The sequence below is a fragment of the Paenibacillus sp. J2L1-98 genome (assembly GCF_056269405.1).
Map to the genome: position 1 here is coordinate 35417 of NZ_JBWDNW010000032.1, position 18561 is coordinate 53977.

Annotated in this window: 17 protein-coding genes, 4 tRNA genes and 1 riboswitch; of the genes, 2 read left to right on the forward strand and 19 right to left on the reverse strand. The window is 47.9% G+C overall.

Annotated features, from left to right (window positions below):
* Window positions 1-34 precede the first annotated feature (34 nt).
* From AC0YNZ_RS29285 to AC0YNZ_RS29350, 14 genes are all read right to left on the reverse strand, one after another.
* A complete protein-coding gene (locus AC0YNZ_RS29285; RefSeq protein ID WP_475829915.1) occupies window positions 35-904 on the reverse strand; it encodes an SDR family oxidoreductase in 870 nt (289 codons plus the stop codon).
* Between the two features lie 7 nt (window positions 905-911).
* Window positions 912-1721, reverse strand: a complete 810-nt coding sequence (speD, locus tag AC0YNZ_RS29290) for an adenosylmethionine decarboxylase (RefSeq protein WP_475829930.1) — start codon at window positions 1719-1721, stop codon at window positions 912-914.
* A 134-nt stretch (window positions 1722-1855) separates the two neighbouring features.
* Window positions 1856-2131, reverse strand: a complete 276-nt coding sequence (locus tag AC0YNZ_RS29295) for a hypothetical protein (protein ID WP_475829916.1) — start codon at window positions 2129-2131, stop codon at window positions 1856-1858.
* A 46-nt stretch (window positions 2132-2177) separates the two neighbouring features.
* On the reverse strand, window positions 2178-3212 hold the full coding sequence (locus AC0YNZ_RS29300) for a PilZ domain-containing protein (protein ID WP_475829917.1): 1035 nt from the start codon (window positions 3210-3212) through the stop codon (window positions 2178-2180).
* Window positions 3209-3562, reverse strand: coding sequence for a PAS domain-containing protein (locus tag AC0YNZ_RS29305; protein ID WP_475829918.1), 354 nt, complete (start codon window positions 3560-3562; stop codon window positions 3209-3211). The genes AC0YNZ_RS29300 and AC0YNZ_RS29305 overlap by 4 nt, the downstream gene beginning before the upstream one ends.
* Window positions 3468-3731 (reverse strand): hypothetical protein, encoded by a 264-nt coding sequence (locus tag AC0YNZ_RS29310; RefSeq protein WP_475829933.1) that lies wholly within the window; start codon window positions 3729-3731, stop codon window positions 3468-3470. Before AC0YNZ_RS29310 ends, AC0YNZ_RS29305 begins: the two co-directional genes overlap by 95 nt.
* Before the next feature lie 84 nt (window positions 3732-3815).
* Window positions 3816-3901, reverse strand: a riboswitch (cyclic di-GMP riboswitch).
* A 93-nt stretch (window positions 3902-3994) separates the two neighbouring features.
* Window positions 3995-6580 carry a metallophosphoesterase gene (locus AC0YNZ_RS29315; RefSeq protein WP_475829919.1) on the reverse strand — a complete coding sequence of 862 codons (2586 nt, stop codon included), beginning with the start codon at window positions 6578-6580 and terminating at the stop codon, window positions 3995-3997.
* Window positions 6570-7853 (reverse strand): class I SAM-dependent methyltransferase, encoded by a 1284-nt coding sequence (locus tag AC0YNZ_RS29320; protein ID WP_475829920.1) that lies wholly within the window; start codon window positions 7851-7853, stop codon window positions 6570-6572. The genes AC0YNZ_RS29315 and AC0YNZ_RS29320 overlap by 11 nt, the downstream gene beginning before the upstream one ends.
* Before the next feature lie 43 nt (window positions 7854-7896).
* Window positions 7897-8724 (reverse strand): nucleotidyltransferase domain-containing protein, encoded by an 828-nt coding sequence (locus tag AC0YNZ_RS29325; protein WP_475829921.1) that lies wholly within the window; start codon window positions 8722-8724, stop codon window positions 7897-7899.
* Window positions 8725-8938: 214 nt separating this feature from the next.
* Window positions 8939-10357 (reverse strand): RtcB family protein, encoded by a 1419-nt coding sequence (locus AC0YNZ_RS29330; protein ID WP_475829922.1) that lies wholly within the window; start codon window positions 10355-10357, stop codon window positions 8939-8941.
* A gap of 674 nt (window positions 10358-11031) precedes the next feature.
* On the reverse strand, window positions 11032-12516 hold the full coding sequence (locus tag AC0YNZ_RS29335; protein ID WP_475829923.1) for a nicotinate phosphoribosyltransferase: 1485 nt from the start codon (window positions 12514-12516) through the stop codon (window positions 11032-11034).
* Between the two features lies 1 nt (window position 12517).
* The gene (locus tag AC0YNZ_RS29340; RefSeq protein ID WP_475829924.1) at window positions 12518-13327 is read right to left on the reverse strand and encodes a ribose-phosphate pyrophosphokinase; all 810 of its coding nucleotides are present in this window, start codon (window positions 13325-13327) and stop codon (window positions 12518-12520) included.
* A 23-nt stretch (window positions 13328-13350) separates the two neighbouring features.
* A complete protein-coding gene (locus AC0YNZ_RS29345; RefSeq protein ID WP_475829925.1) occupies window positions 13351-14115 on the reverse strand; it encodes an NUDIX domain-containing protein in 765 nt (254 codons plus the stop codon).
* A gap of 130 nt (window positions 14116-14245) precedes the next feature.
* Entirely contained in the window at window positions 14246-15259 is a 1014-nt protein-coding gene (locus AC0YNZ_RS29350) for a Gfo/Idh/MocA family protein (RefSeq protein ID WP_475829931.1), read from the reverse strand.
* 204 nt (window positions 15260-15463) lie between these two features.
* Here AC0YNZ_RS29350 and AC0YNZ_RS29355 point away from each other — a divergent pair, with 204 nt between their 5' ends.
* Both AC0YNZ_RS29355 and AC0YNZ_RS29360 read left to right on the forward strand, forming a co-directional pair.
* Window positions 15464-15859 carry a GntR family transcriptional regulator gene (locus tag AC0YNZ_RS29355; RefSeq protein WP_475829926.1) on the forward strand — a complete coding sequence of 132 codons (396 nt, stop codon included), beginning with the start codon at window positions 15464-15466 and terminating at the stop codon, window positions 15857-15859.
* A gap of 10 nt (window positions 15860-15869) precedes the next feature.
* Window positions 15870-17255, forward strand: coding sequence for a DUF5808 domain-containing protein (locus AC0YNZ_RS29360; protein WP_475829927.1), 1386 nt, complete (start codon window positions 15870-15872; stop codon window positions 17253-17255).
* Between the two features lie 12 nt (window positions 17256-17267).
* Here AC0YNZ_RS29360 and AC0YNZ_RS29365 read toward each other — a convergent pair whose 3' ends face one another.
* The 5 genes from AC0YNZ_RS29365 to AC0YNZ_RS29385 all read right to left on the reverse strand — a co-directional run bounded on the left by AC0YNZ_RS29365 (window position 17268) and on the right by AC0YNZ_RS29385 (window position 18318).
* Window positions 17268-17861: a P-loop nucleotide/nucleoside kinase family protein gene (locus AC0YNZ_RS29365; protein ID WP_475829932.1), complete on the reverse strand. Its 594-nt coding sequence runs from the start codon at window positions 17859-17861 to the stop codon at window positions 17268-17270.
* 82 nt (window positions 17862-17943) lie between these two features.
* Window positions 17944-18018: transfer RNA gene (locus AC0YNZ_RS29370), tRNA-Gly, on the reverse strand.
* Between the two features lie 7 nt (window positions 18019-18025).
* Window positions 18026-18100: transfer RNA gene (locus tag AC0YNZ_RS29375), tRNA-Gln, on the reverse strand.
* A gap of 29 nt (window positions 18101-18129) precedes the next feature.
* Window positions 18130-18206 (reverse strand) — tRNA-Asp (locus AC0YNZ_RS29380).
* Between the two features lie 35 nt (window positions 18207-18241).
* Window positions 18242-18318: transfer RNA gene (locus AC0YNZ_RS29385), tRNA-Met, on the reverse strand.
* Between the last annotated feature and the right edge of the window lie 243 nt (window positions 18319-18561).

Sequence of the window (18561 nt, forward strand, 5' to 3'; positions counted from 1 at the left end):
TCCGCCAACACTCCTTCCGGCATTTATCGAAAGCTTACCCGTTCACGATTTCACCGCCGTTGAGGTGCAGCATTTGTCCGGTCATATAGCTTGAATCGTCGCACGCTAAATAGACATACGCGGCCGCCAGCTCATAAGGCTGACCGGCCCGCTGCATCGGGGTATCCGAGCCGAACGTTGAGACAGACTGCTCATCAAAGGACGCAGGAATGAGCGGAGTCCAAATCGGGCCGGGCGCCACGCCGTTCACGCGGATGCCTTGTCCGGCTAAATTTGCGGCGAGCGCCCGCGTGAACGAAACGATTGCCCCCTTCGTCGACGAATAATCTATCAATGTCGGATTGCCTCTATAAGCGGTGATGGAGGCCGTGTTAATAATCGTACTGGATGCCTTCAAATGAGGCATCGCGGCAATCGTCAAATAAAACATGCCGAACACGTTCGTCCGGAACGTCGCGGTCAGCTGCTCAGCGGTTATATCTTCTAATTTTTTGCGGACATGCTGCTCAGCCGCATTATTGACGACGATGTCCAGCTTTCCGTATGCCGCTATGGTTTGCTTCACAATATTTTTGCAGAACGCTTCATCCCCAATATCGCCTGCAAGCAGCAAACATTTCACTCCTGCTTTCTCTACAGCCGATTGTGTTGCTTTCGCATCCTCATGCTCATTCAAATAGACGATACAAAGGTCGCAGCCCTCCTTCGCATAAGCGACCGCAACGGCGCGGCCAATGCCGCTGTCTCCACCGGTAATAATCGCAACTTTTCCCTTCAGTTTGCCTGCGGCTAAGTACGACTCCGATTCGAACACCGGCAAAGGATTCATCTCCGATTCGATGCCAGGCTGCCTGTTTTGGTTCTGGGGCGGAAATACCTGTTTTTTTTGTGGTGAGTTAGACATATAGAAATCAGCTCCTTATATTTTTTCCATAAAAGATTTCGTCCATCTCGGTCTTCAGTCTTCTCGTTATTTCCTCTTGCTCCCTGGCCGATAGCGAATCCTTCGTATAGCCGAACAAATAGTTGTTCAAATCAAATTGCTTCAGCTTGCATTTCGTATGAAACACGTTTTCCTGATAAATATTAACGTCGATCATGTCATACAGGAGGCATTCTGCCTTCGGTATGTAATTTTGAATCGAGTTAATATCATGATCAATAAACAGCTTGTGGCCGTTAATGTCGCGCGTGAAGCCCCGCACCCTGTAATCCAGCGTCATAATATCGGTATCAAATGAATGAATTAAATAGTTCAGCGCTTTAAGCGGTGAAATCTCGCCGCAGGTAGACACATCGATGTCTGCCCGGAACGTACTGATCCCTTCATTCGGGTGATATTCTGGATACGTATGTACCGTTATATGGCTTTTATCCAAATGCATGACAACGGAATCAGGCAGCGGACCCGGCGACTCCTCGAAAGATTCATTGGGACCGTCACTGACCGGTCCTTCAGATACAAGCAGCGTTACGCTGGCGCCTTGCGGCACATAATCCTGCTTGGCGATATTGAGCACATGCGCTCCAATAATATCCGAAACCGTATTTAATATTTTCGTCAGCCTGTCCGAGTTGTATTGTTCGTCGATATAGGCGATATAGGACTCGCGCTCTTCTCGTGTTCTCGTGTAGCACACATCATACATATTAAAGCTGAGCGATTTCGTTAAATTGTTGAAGCCATGCAGTTGTATACGCTGTTCCGGCGTTAACTTCAGGGTACACACCTCCTTTTCTATAACTACTATTTCCTTTTACCCAAAGACCGATTCGACAAACCACTATGCCTAACAAAAAAAAAGCATTTCACATCCGGTCTTAACCGAATGCAAAATGCTTCTCACATCAAACTTTATTCCGGTAAACGCTGCGCGCCTTTGATCTCCAGACCAAATGCCAATGCCCGTTTAAGCGAATCCTCTGTAAACTTCGATTTCGGATATTTATTTTCCACTTCCTCTTTCGTCAGCGGAATCCATCTGAAATCTTTATTCTGGTATACGTATTTTTTCATGCCCCAATCGACGTGGATCGTTCTGCTCGCGACCTTCGTCACCTTGCCGATCTCCGTCACGAGGTTCGTGGAACCAAATGTTCTGATGCAAAATTTGTTTACGATATCGTTCATGTCCTAACCCTCCTCCTCCTTTCCTGACCTTCACGCTATGCATTTATTAATTAAGCTTTTTCAATTCCTTTATCCGGAGCATGGGATCGCCCACGTAAATTTGAGCTTGAGGCGGAATGCCGTCGCGCTGCCGGGTGGCGAGAATATTGAGCGCATTGACGAGATCATCATTATCCTGCTCTTTCATTTGAAATTGCACGCCGTATTCATGAATATCGTTGTCCAATTCATTGTACCAGACTATAAAGCCATATAACACGTACATTTGATTATCCATCCGGATCTTGAACTTCAGCAATATGTCGCTGTTAACAGGCAGCTTAACGCCAACCATAAACCGGAGGCCTCCCGGACCGATATTTCTAACAAACACCTCAGTGCTACCTAGTCTTATGCTCCTGCCCTTAAACATCGTAATCGTCATCTCAGCCAAAAGACAATGAGTAAGGTCGATACGAAAATATTGTCTCCGGTTAACGGCCGGCTCTTTACTGCGCCGAAGCGAGGCGGGCTCCATAAACGGTCTTTTGCTCAATAATTGAACGATGCTTTCAGGGTCGACGGGACGGCTAAAATAATAGCCTTGAATTTCATCGCAGCGCTGCTCCCGCAAGTAATTGAACTGCTCCTTGTTCTCAACGCCCTCGGCCACCACCTGCATCTTGAGCTCCCCTGCCAGTCGGATAATGCACTCCACTATGCTTCTATTGCTTGACTCCGTCATCATCTCCTCCACAAACGACCGGTCGATTTTGATCGTGTCGAGCGCTAATCGCTTCAATAAATAGAGTGAGGAATAGCCTGTTCCAAAATCATCGAGCGATACTTTAATCTTTCGCTTCTTCAGCTCAAGCAGCAGCTCGGTAACGAACCTTCTCGTTGCTGACAGCTGCTCGTTCGTGTAGACGAAGCTGTTCTTCTGCGCAACAAATATGCCGACAATAGACTGCTCTATGATGCTGCGATATTTAAGCTCCGCTTCTCTCAGAGATTGTTCAATTTTATTTTTCTGCGTAATATCTTTGGCAATCCCATAAACACCGATAAGCTCATCATTAATAATGATCGGAATACGGGTCACATTAACCTGACCCCTTGCCCGTTTTTCGTAATGCCCGTCGTATCATAGTTTTGAGACGTAAGCGTCCTGACCGTTTCCTCGAAAAAATAAATCGTTGTACCCAAGCATTCCGCATGCACAAAGTGATCGAAATGATCTGCTATGATTTCGTCTCTTGAATAACCGAACATTTGCTCAAGAGCCGAATTGCATGACAAAAAACGGCCGTCTAAGTCCAATGTAAAGACCGCGTCCGGATTATTATCGAATATGGACTTATAGTGCTGCTCCTCGACAGGATTGTACCGATATGTAAAATTGCCGCCGGACGCGCTCGCGGTCCTCGGAATGAACGAGTTTAAAGAAATCATCCTGCTTCATCGGGAAGCCGGAGTTCATTCCGTAAATATTGAACATTTGATTCGACCATGCCGTTTGATTGCGAGCATGGTCGAATTCCCAGTAACCAAGATTAGTTATTTTTTGAACTATGTCAAAGCTGTTGCCGCTGCCGTTAAAGCGCGTAATATTTTGTTCCATCGCTTAATATCCCTTCCTATGTGTAGCTTATGCGGTAACTAGAAGAGTTGAGGAAGAGGATATAAGCGTTTTATCATTCATCCTTATGGCAACCCAGCCACCTTTGGAAACTCCCTTTAGGCCCGTTGGCTTTGCGTCATTGTCTTTCGACAACTTTGCTATTTACTAGGACTTTTTACTTATATGATTATTTCATAGAATTCCGATATATTCCATAATAAATTTTCAAATAAGTGGAGAATTTTAATCCAATGCAGCCGTTTTTACAAACGCGGATCAATTTCCTTTTCTTTGGCAACCTCGAATAATAGATTGGCAACTGCTGCTTGATACGGCTCGTTGTCCGGCGCGATTGCGGCAAACGGAATAGACAGCATTTTTTGCCCAAGCCGATGCTCATTCAATGAGGTGCGAAGCTTTAGATTGATGCTCTTTTGCTTCATCAGCTTATTGTATTTATGCGGGAAGCGGTAATCGTACCCGTAAATAATAGACATGTAGTTGGCATTGCGCACCTTCATACACGAAACCGTGTTCGGCTCCGGCATTTCTGGTTTGATGACGACACCTTCCATATGATTATCTACGGTGAGGGTGGCGAAATACTGCTCCGCCTGCTCATAGCTGTTAGGCGAGGAAAGCTCTAGCGTGATGAACGGGTCGTCAGAGAGAAAGCGGTACATCTCGGATGTTTTCCAATCGGGCAGCGTTTCCGTTCCGTCACCGTATACGATTTTCAGCAAGGCAAACGGCTTGTACAAGGGCTCGCCGGCTTCCGCATACAGCTCAAGCTGCTTCTTGTACGTTTCATAAGCATCCACATGATCGGAAAGCGGCATATGCTTCTCCAATATCGAATGAACATGCTTATAGCTTTGGTAAACATTAAGACCGTACTTTTCATTTAGCGCCCCTTTGCTAAGGTGGAACTGATCCTTCTCGAAGCCGCTTTCCTTGTATTCGTGCGCAAGCTTCGCGAAGGCCTCCTCAAACCCGTTTTCCTTCAGGAAAGCAAGCTCTGTCTCAAGCGCTTTCTCGATCGGTTTAAATTGCCGGTCAATAAGACCTTCACCGAGCGCCTGCCAAGGCAGAAGCTCTCCATCCAGAAGCAGCATTGCGATGCCATTTTCCTTCATATAGCTTCCGAACCTTAGCAGCAGCTCCTCATACACAGCCGAAAGGTCAACCTTGTTGACTTTATAGCCGTTGCGGCTAACCGCAAAGCATTGCTCGGGATCAGCGTGCAAATAAACATTGCATCTGGAACCCATATATTTGGGCTGAAGCACAACCTCCGCAATGCCGCGCTCCGCAAAATAGTCCAGTCCTTTCCTCAGCGACTCCAGCTCATGCGCAGCTTCATCCTTGTCTGCGGGCGCCATCGTGCCCGAAATGAAGTTGACCTTATTGCGTGAGCAGTACTGCAGTCTGCGGACCTCTTCGTCATCCAGCTCCTGCAGCGACACCTTGCGCTCTTCCTGGAAGAGGGTGCGCAGCTCGCCTTCCATAATCGCTTGAGATGCCTTTTGCGTTTTGAAAAACGGTTTAACCGAAAGGGTTACGGAGGTTAGCGCATTACCGTGCACCGCACCGGAATCGATATGAATTTTATTTTTAATCCGAAAGGCGGTTTTCGCTGCGACATGTCCGAATACGTGATAAGGCTGATTGGCTGCCGCATCCCGCTTCAGAAACGCCAGCTGCTCCTCAAGCGGCGCTGAGCGGTCAATCCGGAAATTACGCTGATGCCGTACGGAGTTCGGATCGAGCTTGCCAATGTACTTGTTCTCGCATGGCGCATGCGTAACATAATAGGACGGCCCTCTCTTGCCTACCATTTTGTAGAAAGGCTTCGACAGCGATACGAGGTGATTAAACCTTTGAAGCAGCTCTTCATCGTTTCTAAGCACCTCTGCCGAATCGAAGTATGCCTGCCGCAGCTCCTCATCGACGCCTTTAATTTCTCCGCGCATAAATTTATAGATGAAGCTCTCGTGATTGCCTAACACGAACAAAAAGCGATCCTGGTTGGCGTATAGAAAATCAATCGTTTCCTTCGTGCGCTTCCCTTTGTCGATCCAGTCCCCAACAAGCAATACCTTCGTACCGCTAACCTTCCCCGTCTCAATCAGCTGATTTCCTTCCAATTGAAAGCCGTGGCTAACGAGCAGGCTTTTCAGCTCATCCACGCTTTCGTGAACGTCGCCCACTATAATCGTCTTCTGATCAAGCGGCAATATAGCAGCCAAATAGTCATTGGCATCCTCAATTACGACCTTGTAATCCGGATTGGCTATGCGATCAGCCGGTGAATAAAAGTCCTTGGCGCGCACTTTATGGATTTTCGAGTACCGCTCCCTTGAGAGCGAGCCAAGTACCTCCTTGCGCAAACGGTTAATATGGCTAGTGATCAGCTTCTGCGACCGCTCCGAAGTATAATAATCGTCCCTCTTCCGGTAATCGAACAGCACAACCTCCAGGTTATAGTTATTTTCATTCGCTATTGCCTTCACCCTCGCCCGAAAATCCTCCGACAAGCCCGTCGTATCCACAACTACAAATTCCGCATTAATCGGATACGCCGTCACCAGCCGCAGCTTCTCGAACAAAAGGCGGAACGCTTGCTCGCTTGCTTCCAGCATCACTTGATCATATTTATCATAATCGTACCCAAGTAGCTCTTGGCGGATGCTGTCAGACGAAATATATTGCACATTGGCTCTCGCGCCCTTGGCGTCGTCATTGAACCGCAGCTGCGGCATCAGCACTTCGTTCGCGAACGTCGTTTTACCGCATTCCGTCGAACCGATCAGCATATATATCGTATGAACTCTCGTTCTAATCTCCATTTCCGCTGTACCCCCTCTTCCTCAAAATAGCGCCCTGCGTCGTCTGAATGCCATTTACGCCATCACCGATTGCAACAAATTTAATTTCAACAGGTTGACCTTTAATCGCATCAAGCAGCCACTTCTCAAACTCCGCTCTCCCCAGCTCCCACTTATGATCATCATGACGAAAATCGCTAAGCTCGTAATAAGCATTAAACTCCGCATTAGGAGTCGTCAGCACAAAATGATCAAAATCGACCTGCCCGCAAATTTGCCGGATAAGCGCCCCCGCCTCTTCTAAGCTCATATGCTCGATCACCTCGGTCAAAACGACATCCACCTGCTCGCCGTTATATTCCTCCAGAAAGCGATCGATAGAAGAGAAGGTTGCGATGTTATCGAGTGCCTTCGCTTTCGCTTTCCGCTCTACCGCCTCTAGCAATGGTTCATTAATATCAACGGCATAATAGCTGGCCTCCTCAATCTTGGAAGCAAACGGAATCGCATAATAGCCTTCTCCGCAGCCTACGTCCAGTATCGATTTATCGAACGGCAGCACGCTTCCGATATAGCTTCTCCGCTGCTGCGCTGTACCGCCAAAGGCCAATTGGATTGCATAGCGATCCGTCTTCTCAAGCTCCTCCTTATATTTCTTGAACCGGTCTCTGGATGCCAGAAAGTTGCGGGCAAACAGGCTCCGTATGTAGAATGGCGTATCTATAATTTGAATGCTCTTCACATATTTGATCAAAATATCATCGGAAATATCGATATATTCATCACTGAACATCGATAGAAACAAGCAGAGCACACTGACAACATGCATAAGCTCATATAAACTCTTCTTCGTCTTAATGGTAAGCGAATAGCTCTTATGCGCTTGATGCGCCGTATCAAACGAATAGTCTGTAAGATGCTTCTCAAAAAAATGAATATACCGCAGGAGCTCAATATGAATCATATTGATATGGAAGGAATGCTCGTATTGCTCCGAGTCCCGCGAGTCCCGCGCCTTCAGCGGCGCCGCAAAAAATTCGTTTATCGCTCCCAGCACAAACAACGGCGTATTGTAGCGGGATACATTGAGATATTCGAATTGATCCTTCGCATGCTGCTTATACGAAACCTCATTATCCGCATCTTTAAAATAAACGTTGAATGTCCCTTCATCCGTATACCAGCCGTAGGCCATCCCTTTGCGAACGGTACGGAGCAGCATGCCGGATTGCGGATTTTTCTTGATGACGAACGAAAATTCCGGGTTCGTCGACTTCACTTGTACAATAGCCATCTTCTTTACCTTCCCCTTGCCTGTAGATTAGCCGCAATAACCATTAATCCCATACCTCTTGTAAAGCGCTGCGGAAAAGGGCGTCGAGCTGTTCATCCTGCGCACCCGCCCCTAGCCCCAGCGCCAAGGCCGTTCGTTCGAAATGAGCGATTCGCTCCTCCAAATAGTCGTTAATGGGGTGAAGCTTCGGCTCGTAATCCAGCTCCTCGCCCGCTTTCTTGCGCTGCAGCAATTGCTCGATTGTCATCCGCAGCCGGCTTCCCTCCGGAATGAGCGCTTCTACCAAACGGTCGAATTCGATCGGCGGCATCGTATGATAAGTCTCAATCCAGCCGCAAGCCAATATCGGCCTTAGCACGTAGAAGTATTTCTTGATCTTCACTTGCTCTCCTTGCAAATAATCTCTGTAGTTTCCCTTCGCCATATTGAGATAATGGTACATGCATGACTTAGGCGAAAAGGTTAATGGAGAAATGCTGCGGATTTGCTTCGCGACCGTGTATTTCGTGTAGTACGGAATCGGTGATTGCAGCCATTCAAGCAGCGGCGGATTCGATTTGCGAAACAGATTCAGCGCTTTCTTTAAATCCCAGCCGTTAATATCGAGCAGGTTGCTGATGGGCCGCTCGATAACGTCTCTTTTATTAAAAATGGATAAATACCATTCCACCGGCCTGATGTAGATGAAGCGTACGTCATAATCGCTGTCCTTGGACGGAAAGCCCCAAGCCCGGCTTCCCGATTCGCAGGCATAGAGGATGCGAACCTGCTCCTCCTGCTCGATTTTATCCAGCTCCAGTAAAATATCAGCACGTATGTTTTTCAATTCGATCACTCCTTTAATCAGCTTGTTAATAAAAAAAAAGACCATGGACATAATCGTCCATGGTCAGGCATTAGAAATTGACAGCGATGCGGCTAACGCGAAGCCGGCGCACGCTTCCCTTCAAATACCAGCGGATAGGTCCGATGAACAATAATATTCTCTTTTGTATGAGTGCGGATAATTGCGTTCATTCTTTATTAATGGCTGCACTTCCAGATTATTGAATAGCATTCTGTTCGGACCTCCTTTATCCCTTTATTTATGTTCCTTTTACAGTGGCAAGCGGTTTGCATTTCGCAACAACCTGCGCGAGCCCCGCTCCTGCGACGCTCTCAATGATTTGATCGACGTCCTTGTACGCCTGAGGCGATTCGTCGATAAGCGACTCAAGCGAACGCTGATTCACGACAATCTCTTCTGCCGTCCCTATCCGCATCGCAGCAGCGACCTCTTCTGCCGTCACCAGCTGCTTCGTTGCATTGCGGGAGCGGATTCGTCCTGCTCCATGGCAGATGGAGTAGTAATTCGCTTTTCCTTCAGCACTGCCGACCATGATATACGAAGCTGTTCCCATAGAGCCCGGTATGAGCGCGGGATGCCCCGTGCTGCGATAAGGCTCCGGATTATCGGGATGCCCTGCAGGAAGCGCTCTAGTCGCACCCTTCCGATGAACGAAGTAGGCATGCTCATCATGCTCTTCCTCCCACCCATAGTTATGCATAAGATCATACAGCGTACGCATTTCGAATTTCGGGCCGAATACATCCTTGCCGGCCTCCCGGACCGCATAAGCAATCAAGTGACGGTTCACGACTGCATAATTTAATGCCGAGTACATTAGATTCACGTAAGTTTGCCCCAGCGGGTGCGAGAGCGGGGCGTATAGCAGCTTAGGATCAGCGGTTCCCATTCCCTCAAGACGCATCATTTTCGCGATATCGGTTCCGCAATATTGACTGACCGCACCGCCCCAAGCGCGGGAGCCGGAATGAATCATAATGACGACTTGGCCGTCAAATAGCCCCCATGCCTCTGCGATTTCACGGTTTTCCTCCGCAATTTCGACCGCTTGGATCTCAACAAAATGATTGCCGCCGCCAAGCGTGCCAAGCTGGCGATGCGATCGATGCCAAATAACTTCAGGAAACTTATTCAGTACTTCCTCATCTAAATAAAAGCGGCTGCTTTCCACATGCGTTAAGGAGCTTGCCTTGCGTGGTGTGTATGCATCGGGAATATATTTTTTCGGCAAGCCGTGCAAGCCCTTCTTCACGACATACTCCAGTCGGATATCCGAGAAATGTCCTCTTGCGTGCTCCTCGACCGGCAAATATTTTTCAATCGCTTTGACCAGCCTCCGCCGCAGCTTAACCTCTTTCAAATCATCCTTATGGAGGCTTGTAAGCTGGACGCGCATCCCGCAGCCAATATCGCTGCCTACAATCGAGGGGGATACGAAGCCGTCGTTCGCATGCCATACCGCTGTCGTACCGATACAGGTGCCCACTCCAACATGCACGTCTGGGGTATAGCTCATATAGGCTTGGTTCGGAATTTGCAGGTTGTTGTTCGCCATTTCAAACACTTTATAATCTAAGGACGCGAATAGCTCCGGTCCCGCATAAACATGCACCTCTCCCGAGGGCAGCTGAACCTTCCGGTAATACGTTTCATTCATACTTGGTAATCTCCTTAAAATCAAATGAACACAAAAAAGCCATGGACCTCTTGATGTCCATGGCTTAACTTGCGCCTATATTTCCTAAGCATCGCAGCATACAGCATGCAATATCTTAGAAAATAGTCACAGGCCCCGCAGAGGCCGATGATATGGACTTGCTATATGAACCTGCGTTAATCTGTAAATTAGGATGGAACATATTCATCGGCCTCCCTTCATTTGATTTACATCATAATAATCCGACCACCCAGCATTTGTCAACCTATATGTGAAAATTCCAAGAGTAATTAGTAATTAGTAATTTGTAATTGGGCTGTCAGGCTGACTCAGGACTCCTTAGCTAACCACACTCCAATCAGTCCTTCTGAGCTAAACGATCTCCACCGCTGCTGTTAGAAAGCTCATTTAGTTCGATTTTATGCAACTAGTTTCGGATGCAGTCTGGTTGATCCACGATTAGTTCGATATTGTCGACTTAAATCGGGTATTTCAGAAGAGCAATAAAAAAGTGGGCAATTAAGTCGGCAAAACCAACTTAAATGCCCTTTTTCTCTGCACCTTCTTGGATTAGTTCGATTAAATCAACTTAAACAGTTTGTGCAATTTCATCTGTCATCTATCATCTGTCATCGGCAACCTTCCGCTATACGGGGCTGCCAGGAGCGGCATGATTATAAATAACTTAATAAGTTCGAACGAACGGTTGCCAGCGTAAGATCGCGCACCAGCTTCCCATCCTCAAATACAACCTCAAGCAGATCCTCCTCTCTCCGCGCCTCGTACTCCGCTACGCTTAAATTATCGGTATAGGTTAGCTTCCCGTTCTGCTCCGTGACGAGTACCAGACCCGTTTGCGATTTTTTTACGCCGTTATCGGTTTTGGGATTCTTATAAATTTTACGCTCCTCGCCTTTTACGATCGTAAATGTCGATTTTAAAGCGAAGCCGAACGTATCCCGGGTGTTGTATTGGTACGTATACGAGCCGATGCCGTAAACCATATTCGTCGATGCAAACCCTTTGGCTGCCAGCTTCTCGCAAATTTCACGGCAGCGCGAGATCGTAATCGCATCGCCATAGATAGCGCCAATGTGGCTATCGAGCTGCTTATAGCCCTTCTCCGTGACTGTACCGCCAAAAATATCCCAAAGTATTTCAATAACACCCTTACGCTCAAGTTCGCTCTCCCCGCTCTGGTCTCCGCAAATGATTTTTACCGGATCGCCACTGTCAGGCCGAATAACCACTTTGCCGTCCCTGCTCCGTATATCTTCCTTCAAGCCGCGGATGACAACGTCCAGCACGCTCCATAAATCCCAAGTATCCGATACGATCGAGACGAAACCGCTTGGATACACCTCATTGATTAAATAACGGTACGATGCTATCTCATCCCGGCCGTGCGCGCACATAACGCTATGCTCTGTCGCAGGTATCGAGGTGCCGACCAATTCCTTCTCGATATTAGCGTGATAGTAATTTTCCATATATAAAATAGCCGGTATCGTATCCGTTCCCGTAAACGCTAGGAGATGTCCCGCGCTGCTTCCTAGCGCCGATTCCAGCGCGCCCATTCCCCGCATCGAGAAATCATGACCCTGGAACGGAACGTCCGCCGTAACCCCGTTTGTCTGAAGAGCATAAGCCTCCAATATTTTGCGGTACTCGAAGGCAAGCGTCGCGCTCGTAGCCGGCATCCATAGCTGGCACGACATCAACGTCTCTAAATAATTCGTCAGCCAAAAAAATTCCGGCTTCGTGTTTTCGATCGTCAGCATCGGCACCCTTACCGGGACCAGCGTACCTTCCTTTATCGCTTTAATTTTTATGGGCAAGAAGCCCAGATCATGCAGCTCTTCTATATGCGAAGCATCCGGCTCCGCCACACCAAGCGCGTATTGAACAACACGTTTGTACTCTTCCGCTACCTCCTCTCTCGTTCTGGCAAAAAAATGCTTATTAAAATATTCGATTAAATATTGTTTAATAAACGATTGGAAGCCGAAGGCGACGACCTCGTTAATCGCTTCTAATCGGCTGGTACGCGCTGTCCAGGTCGAGTAAACGAGCTCCGTTCCTTTTGGGTACTGGTTTTTATGGCTCACCTTGTAAAAATCGCAAAGCAACGTAGCTGGATAAACAAAGGTTTGAGTCATCCTATAGCCCTCCCATTTTATAGATGTGAATGTTGTCATGCTCTGCTTGATCCAGTATGGTATCCGTCGTAAACACTTTGTCAATGAGGCCGGAACCTAATATTTTTCCTTTGTAGATCGATTTCTCGCAATGCCCTACCAGCAAATAAATATGCGAGGCTCCCAGCTCCTTCAGCTTCTCCGCGCTAAGCATGAACGTGCCGCCATAGGAGCATAGATCATCGACAATGATTACCTTAAAGCCTGCACCGTCCACATTCCCTACAACATCAAGGCTCTTGATCTGACCCGTCTGGAAGTCCCTTGCCTTAAAGCCTACCAGCTGCTTGTAGCCCTGAACCTTGCTGTACCGCTTCTGTGCGCCTGCATCCGGAAAGAACAGATAATCCTGCTCAGGATTGAATCCCACTACGGAAGCGACCTGCCCCAGCAGTTGAATCGTCGGATACTTCCCGATACTCCGGTCGATCAACGCCAGCGACACATCCGAATGCGGCTCAATAATTGTTACCGACTCAAAATTCATGCTGTTGATCAAGCCGGCTGTATATTTTAACGTAAACGCGGATGTTCCTTCTATACGGTCCATCCGGCTATAGGGCAAATAGTAAATCGTTAGCGCGCAGTTTACTCTCCGGTCATCCAAATAGCTCTTGACGAACATCAACTTAATGAGATCACCGTCATCCTCATACTTCCATACGATCATGTTGAAGTCCGCCATATGCATGAGAATCTCATCCCCGTTAACAAGCGTCTCGCCATTCGGAAACTGCTTTAAACCAAGCTCCACTCCATTAAGCTTCAACATGTCGTCACTCTCCTCGTAAGCATTCAGCTATAGATCGACAACCGTGGCTCTTCCTTCGTAAATCGGTACAATTGCGCCGCCCGCTGCGAGTATTGATTCGATTGCTTCGGTACACCTTCCTCATCCGTCGCTTCCTCGATAATCGTGCTGCGGCTCTTCGTTGAAGTTAGCTTGCGAATAAAATTCGGCTCTTCAAAGTCCGGAACAACCGTCTGTATAACCTGATACAGCTCGCTAAGCGTAAAATCCTCCGGTAGAAATTCCTTCGCTATCGTCGTTGTAAGCATCTTGCTGCGAATCCCCTGCAGGGCATCGCTCAAAATTTGCTTATGGTCAAACGCCAGGTCCATCTGGAGCGCTTCTTCCACCGCGAACAATTGCACGTCCGAGGCATCGACCGCCGCTGCCCTGTTGACAAGTACCCGTTCGTTTACGAGCGCCAGAAACGCATGCGAGATGATCCAGCCACGCGGGTCGCGTCCCGGTGCGCTGTACACGTTAAAATATTCGATATGCACGTCCTCGACCGCCGTCTCTTCCTGCAGCTCGCGTTTCGCGCAGTCGTATACCGTCTCATTCTCCATCGTAAAGCCGCCCGGCAGCGCCCATTTCCCTTCGAACGGCCAAATTTTCCGCTGAATGAGCAGCACCTGCAATTCCCGCGCAGGCAGCGCCTTTTTAGCCGACTGCTTCTCCGTTGATACGATTGTAAAAATGACGATATCTGCTGGGACGCCATCCGGTGTACGGTAATGACCCGCAGAATAGTTGGATTCATTTTCGACCATGGTTGCTGATCTCCTGATTCGTTTTATTGTTTCGATTTGATATTATCATAATGACATTATCAAATGACGTTGTCAATGTCTTTTGTGAAAAATAGGCTGCGACTGCCTGCCAAAAAAAAGAAGCGGTTATTCACCGCTCCATTGCACCATTATTCGATTCTACGGCATCCGCCGGATATACGAGTCCGATCTGCTTTCTCGCCTCATCCATAATTTCCATCGTTGTGAGCGAAGTTTCAAACGTATTAACCGATGATTCGGTGCGTCCCGCTTTTATCAAATCGATAAATTCCTTAGCCTCGTAATACATGGACTTGCTGCCCGTCTTCCGCGAAATATCTTCTACCGTTCCGTTACGGTATTGAAGTTCAACCTTTTCAGCTTCGCTGATCTTATCGATTACAATGCTTCCATTCTCGCCTTGAATTTCGGAGGGCAGCGAGGAGTGGGTAATTTTCGAATACATAATGACTGCATCCATACCTGCATATTGAAGTACGATGCTGCCTTCGCCATCGACGCCGGATTCCAGCATAACGCCGGTTGCTTTAATCGCATCGGGTTTGCCGAATAACGCCACAAGCGGGTATACGCAATAAATGCCTAGATCCATTAGCGCTCCGTTCGAAAACACCGGGTTAAAAGCGTTAAGCACGGTTCCTGCCTTGTAAGCATCGTATCTCGAAGAGTACTGGCAATAGCTCGCAAAATAGCGCCGAACCGTTCCCAGCTTCTGAATGTTGTCCTGCACCGCCTTAAAGCCCGGAAGCAGCGTCGACTTTAGCGCCTCCATCAACAGTACGCCTTTTTCCTTAGCAGCCGCAATCATCTGCTTTAGCTCATGTGCGTTCGAAGCAATCGGCTTCTCGCACAACACATGAATGCCATGATTCATGCAAGCGATAGCCTGTCCCGCGTGAAAGGAGTTAGGACTTGCAATATAGACGGCATCAATGAGGCCGCTTGCCGCCATCTCATCCACATCCGTAAAAACAGCAGCAATACCATGCTTCGCTGCGAAAGCATCACCTGTTTCTGATGAACGCGAATAGACGGCCGAAAGCGCAAAGCCCTCAACTTCGCGTGCCGCATCGATAAATCTCTCCGTAATCCAGTTCGTACCTATAATGCCGAATCGTATAATCGTAGTCATAATAGTTTCTCCTTAAAGTTGTTTTTGGGCGAATCCATTATGTCATTTTACAATGGATTGGAAAATACGTTTCTGCTTATTACAGCCATTTCAGGGACAACTTTTCCAAAATATCCCGCCCGGATTTTTGACAATACGTCCTTTATGTATTACCATATGCGATACAAATAATACTTTGCTGCAAGGGGTGATCCGATGATTATGAAGCTTGATTACAATAGCGATATACCGATCTACGTGCAGCTCCGCAACCAAATCGTCATCGGAATTGGCGTAGGCGGACTCGAATACGGCGAGAAATTGCCTACAGTGAGGCAGCTCGCGGATGATTTAAGCGTCAATGCTATGACGGTAAACAAAGCGTATGCCCTTTTGAAAAACGAGGGGTTCATCTCCATCGATCGGCGGCATGGCGCCAAAGTATGTACGGTATGGAACAAGCAAGCCGACTTCAACCAAAAGCTGGAGCGCGAATTAAAGCTTGTCATATCGGAGGCCAGCCTCAAGGGTATCGAGCGAGACGAATTCATGCGAATTTGCTCAAGCATCTTTACTGACGCTGCCAGCAAACATCATCCCCTACCAGAATAGGAGGCTTTTCATGAACAATCTTTTTTTGATCATTCCAGCCGTAATCGCGTATATCTTTATTCTCGTTATGTTTCTGAAGCAAGCAAAGCCGAGCAACCATATTTTGTTTGGTGTAATCCTTCCTTCGCATGCCCTGGAGGATGCTTCCATTAAGCAGCTTCAATCCGAATACAAAAAATCGTACACCATCTATGGCTTCATAACGCTAACCACTTTAACGCCGTTCTTCTTGCTTGGTCAATATTTCTCATTAGCGCTTATGTATATGTTTCTTTGGTTTGCTGCTTTCCTCTATACTTCAAAACTTCCCTTCAACAAAATCCATCATAAAGCGACTGCGCTTAAACGAGAAAAGGAATGGTTTGTCGGAGAAAAACGAATCATTCGCATCGACACAAAAGTAACACTCTTAAAAAAATCGATGCTCGCTTCTCCCTATTGGTTTTTAATTCCCGCTCTCCTATCCGTCGTCCCGATCCTCCTCTCTTTTAAGAACACAGATGTGCTCTTAAAAATGACCGGACTCGCTTCACTCGCGATGACCGTCATCCTATACGTCATTTACTCCGCTTTTGGCAAAATGAAGAAGAAGGTATACAGCGAAAACCACGACATCGATGCTGCTATCAACTGTGCAGCGCGGCGCTATTGGTCCATCCTCTGGCCTATCCTTGCTACTTTCGAAAGCATTAACGCGTTGGTTGCTTATATGATCTTGACGACGGAAAGCTCGCTCAGCTTTACGCAATGGATCATTGGAATCGTGATGGTATCCCTTATACCGCTTGGCAGCATCTTCTTCGTACATAACAAGGTGCGCGCTTTAGAAGTGAGTCTTGCAGAGACGGACGGCCAAGGCATTCCGACCGATGACGACGGATACTGGATCAACGGCTCTACCTATTTTAACCCGAATGATAAAGCTGTCATGGTGCCTAGGCGCATTGGAATCGGTACAACCGTCAATATGGCCACGCGAGGCGGAAAATGGATTCAATACGGCGGGATCGTGCTTGCTCTTGCTATCGTCATCCCACTTGCTGCCTTTGCCGCTCAGTCCGACCATTCGTCTCCGGCTCTAATGATTGAGGAAAGCGGTATCGTCTCCATCGATTACCCGCTGTACGATTACAGCTTCAATATGAGCGATGTGAAAAGAATAACGCTGGAAGCGGAGCTCCCTAGCGGTTTTAGAACGAATGGCACGGCCACGGCCGAATATGCCAGAGGCCATTTCTCGTTAGAGAAGCTAGGAGCTTCCAAGCTCTATGTATTCAAAAATTCACCGCCGTACATATTCATCCAATTAGATGGCTTGTACGTTATTTTCAATGATAAGGACGCCGCCAAGACGAAAGCTCTTTTCGCTGAACTATCTGCTCGTAAGCCTCAATAGCCGCGCAGCGATTTAGAAGGAGCCTCCGTATACGAACCGCTCTAGCGATGCTAACGATTGCTCGTCCAGAACTTGAGAGTTGTCAAAATAAAGAACAGAGGACGCTGGAATGCGCCATTTCAGCTCTCTCTTCACCAGCGAGCGGCTAAACTCGCTCCAGTTGTCCAGCTTGTACTGGTCAAGTACAGAGCCTCTTTGGACAATTCGCTCGTAATGGAGCTTGTCATCCTTTAGATAAACGAATACAACCTTCACATCAACATCAACTAACGAGGCCCCGATTGCAGAGAGCTCCTGCTCGATCCAATCCGGGGTCTCTGTTTCTTTTGTAAAGGGCCCAATTACAAAAATATCCCCGCCAATCGCAATATTCTCGAGTGCGGCATCCATCGTAATACGGTAACCTAAATCACGGCAGAGCGTTTTGTAGAAGCTGGAGTCCCGGTCGCTCGGATCGAGCCCCGCCTGCGTCATGAGCGCAACCGCAGCCGGCCTCAGCACCGTATCCATATCGAGTATCGCCACACCCCGCCGCTTCGCCAAAGCCTTCGCTAACGTCGTTTTGCCTGCTCCTGCTCCGCCTACAAAAAATACTAATTTACGCATGGCTGCCTCCCTCATCATTCATTTCCCTCTTATTCATAACAAAAAAACACCCCGCAGCGCAAGGTGTTTGGATGTGAAATATTGGAGCGGAAGACGGGAATCGAACCCGCGACCCTCGCCTTGGCAAGGCGATGCTCTACCGCTGAGCCACTTCCGCATATAAATGGCTGGGGATTCAGGGATCGAACCTGAGAATGACGGAGTCAAAGTCCGTTGCCTTACCGCTTGGCTAATCCCCAACATATATTTGAACTCATTTTTGTTAAGGTGGCGGAGCTGACGGGATTCGAACCCGCGGTCTCCTGCGTGACAGGCAGGCATGTTGGGCCACTACACCACAGCTCCGTATGTAATCTCGGATAAATCCGAAGGTAAAACCTTGGTTGCGGGGGCAGGATTTGAACCTGCGGCCTTCGGGTTATGAGCCCGACGAGCTACCGGGCTGCTCCACCCCGCGTCATTTAGTACTTATGCTATTTTCAGACAGCGTAGACACCACTTATGTGGGTCGTTTGCCAATGCATGCATTAGCAGGTTGCGCCCTGAAAACTGGATACGAAAGTTAGGTTTGCTGAACCTTATTAGCTGTTGTCTGCCGGATGTATGGGTCCATGCAAACGTTTTAGGATAAGCCCTCGACCGATTAGTATTCGTCAGCTCCACACATTGCTGTGCTTCCACCCCGAACCTATCAACCTCG

Excerpts from the sequence above, each read along its gene's own strand:
- AC0YNZ_RS29285 (WP_475829915.1), bottom strand. The coding sequence starts at position 904 with ATGTCTAACTCACCACAAAAAAAACAGGTATTTCCGCCCCAGAACCAA.
- AC0YNZ_RS29295 (WP_475829916.1), bottom strand. The coding sequence starts at position 2,131 with ATGAACGATATCGTAAACAAATTTTGCATCAGAACATTTGGTTCCACG.
- AC0YNZ_RS29305 (WP_475829918.1), bottom strand. The coding sequence starts at position 3,562 with ATGATTTCTTTAAACTCGTTCATTCCGAGGACCGCGAGCGCGTCCGGC.
- AC0YNZ_RS29310 (WP_475829933.1), bottom strand. The coding sequence starts at position 3,731 with ATGGAACAAAATATTACGCGCTTTAACGGCAGCGGCAACAGCTTTGAC.
- AC0YNZ_RS29315 (WP_475829919.1), bottom strand. The coding sequence starts at position 6,580 with ATGGAGATTAGAACGAGAGTTCATACGATATATATGCTGATCGGTTCG.
- AC0YNZ_RS29320 (WP_475829920.1), bottom strand. The coding sequence starts at position 7,853 with ATGGCTATTGTACAAGTGAAGTCGACGAACCCGGAATTTTCGTTCGTC.
- AC0YNZ_RS29325 (WP_475829921.1), bottom strand. The coding sequence starts at position 8,724 with ATGGTCTTTTTTTTTATTAACAAGCTGATTAAAGGAGTGATCGAATTG.
- AC0YNZ_RS29330 (WP_475829922.1), bottom strand. The coding sequence starts at position 10,357 with ATGAATGAAACGTATTACCGGAAGGTTCAGCTGCCCTCGGGAGAGGTG.
- AC0YNZ_RS29335 (WP_475829923.1), bottom strand. The coding sequence starts at position 12,516 with ATGACTCAAACCTTTGTTTATCCAGCTACGTTGCTTTGCGATTTTTAC.
- AC0YNZ_RS29340 (WP_475829924.1), bottom strand. The coding sequence starts at position 13,327 with ATGTTGAAGCTTAATGGAGTGGAGCTTGGTTTAAAGCAGTTTCCGAAT.
- AC0YNZ_RS29345 (WP_475829925.1), bottom strand. The coding sequence starts at position 14,115 with ATGGTCGAAAATGAATCCAACTATTCTGCGGGTCATTACCGTACACCG.
- AC0YNZ_RS29355 (WP_475829926.1), top strand. The coding sequence starts at position 15,464 with ATGATTATGAAGCTTGATTACAATAGCGATATACCGATCTACGTGCAG.
- AC0YNZ_RS29360 (WP_475829927.1), top strand. The coding sequence starts at position 15,870 with ATGAACAATCTTTTTTTGATCATTCCAGCCGTAATCGCGTATATCTTT.
- AC0YNZ_RS29365 (WP_475829932.1), bottom strand. The coding sequence starts at position 17,861 with ATGCGTAAATTAGTATTTTTTGTAGGCGGAGCAGGAGCAGGCAAAACG.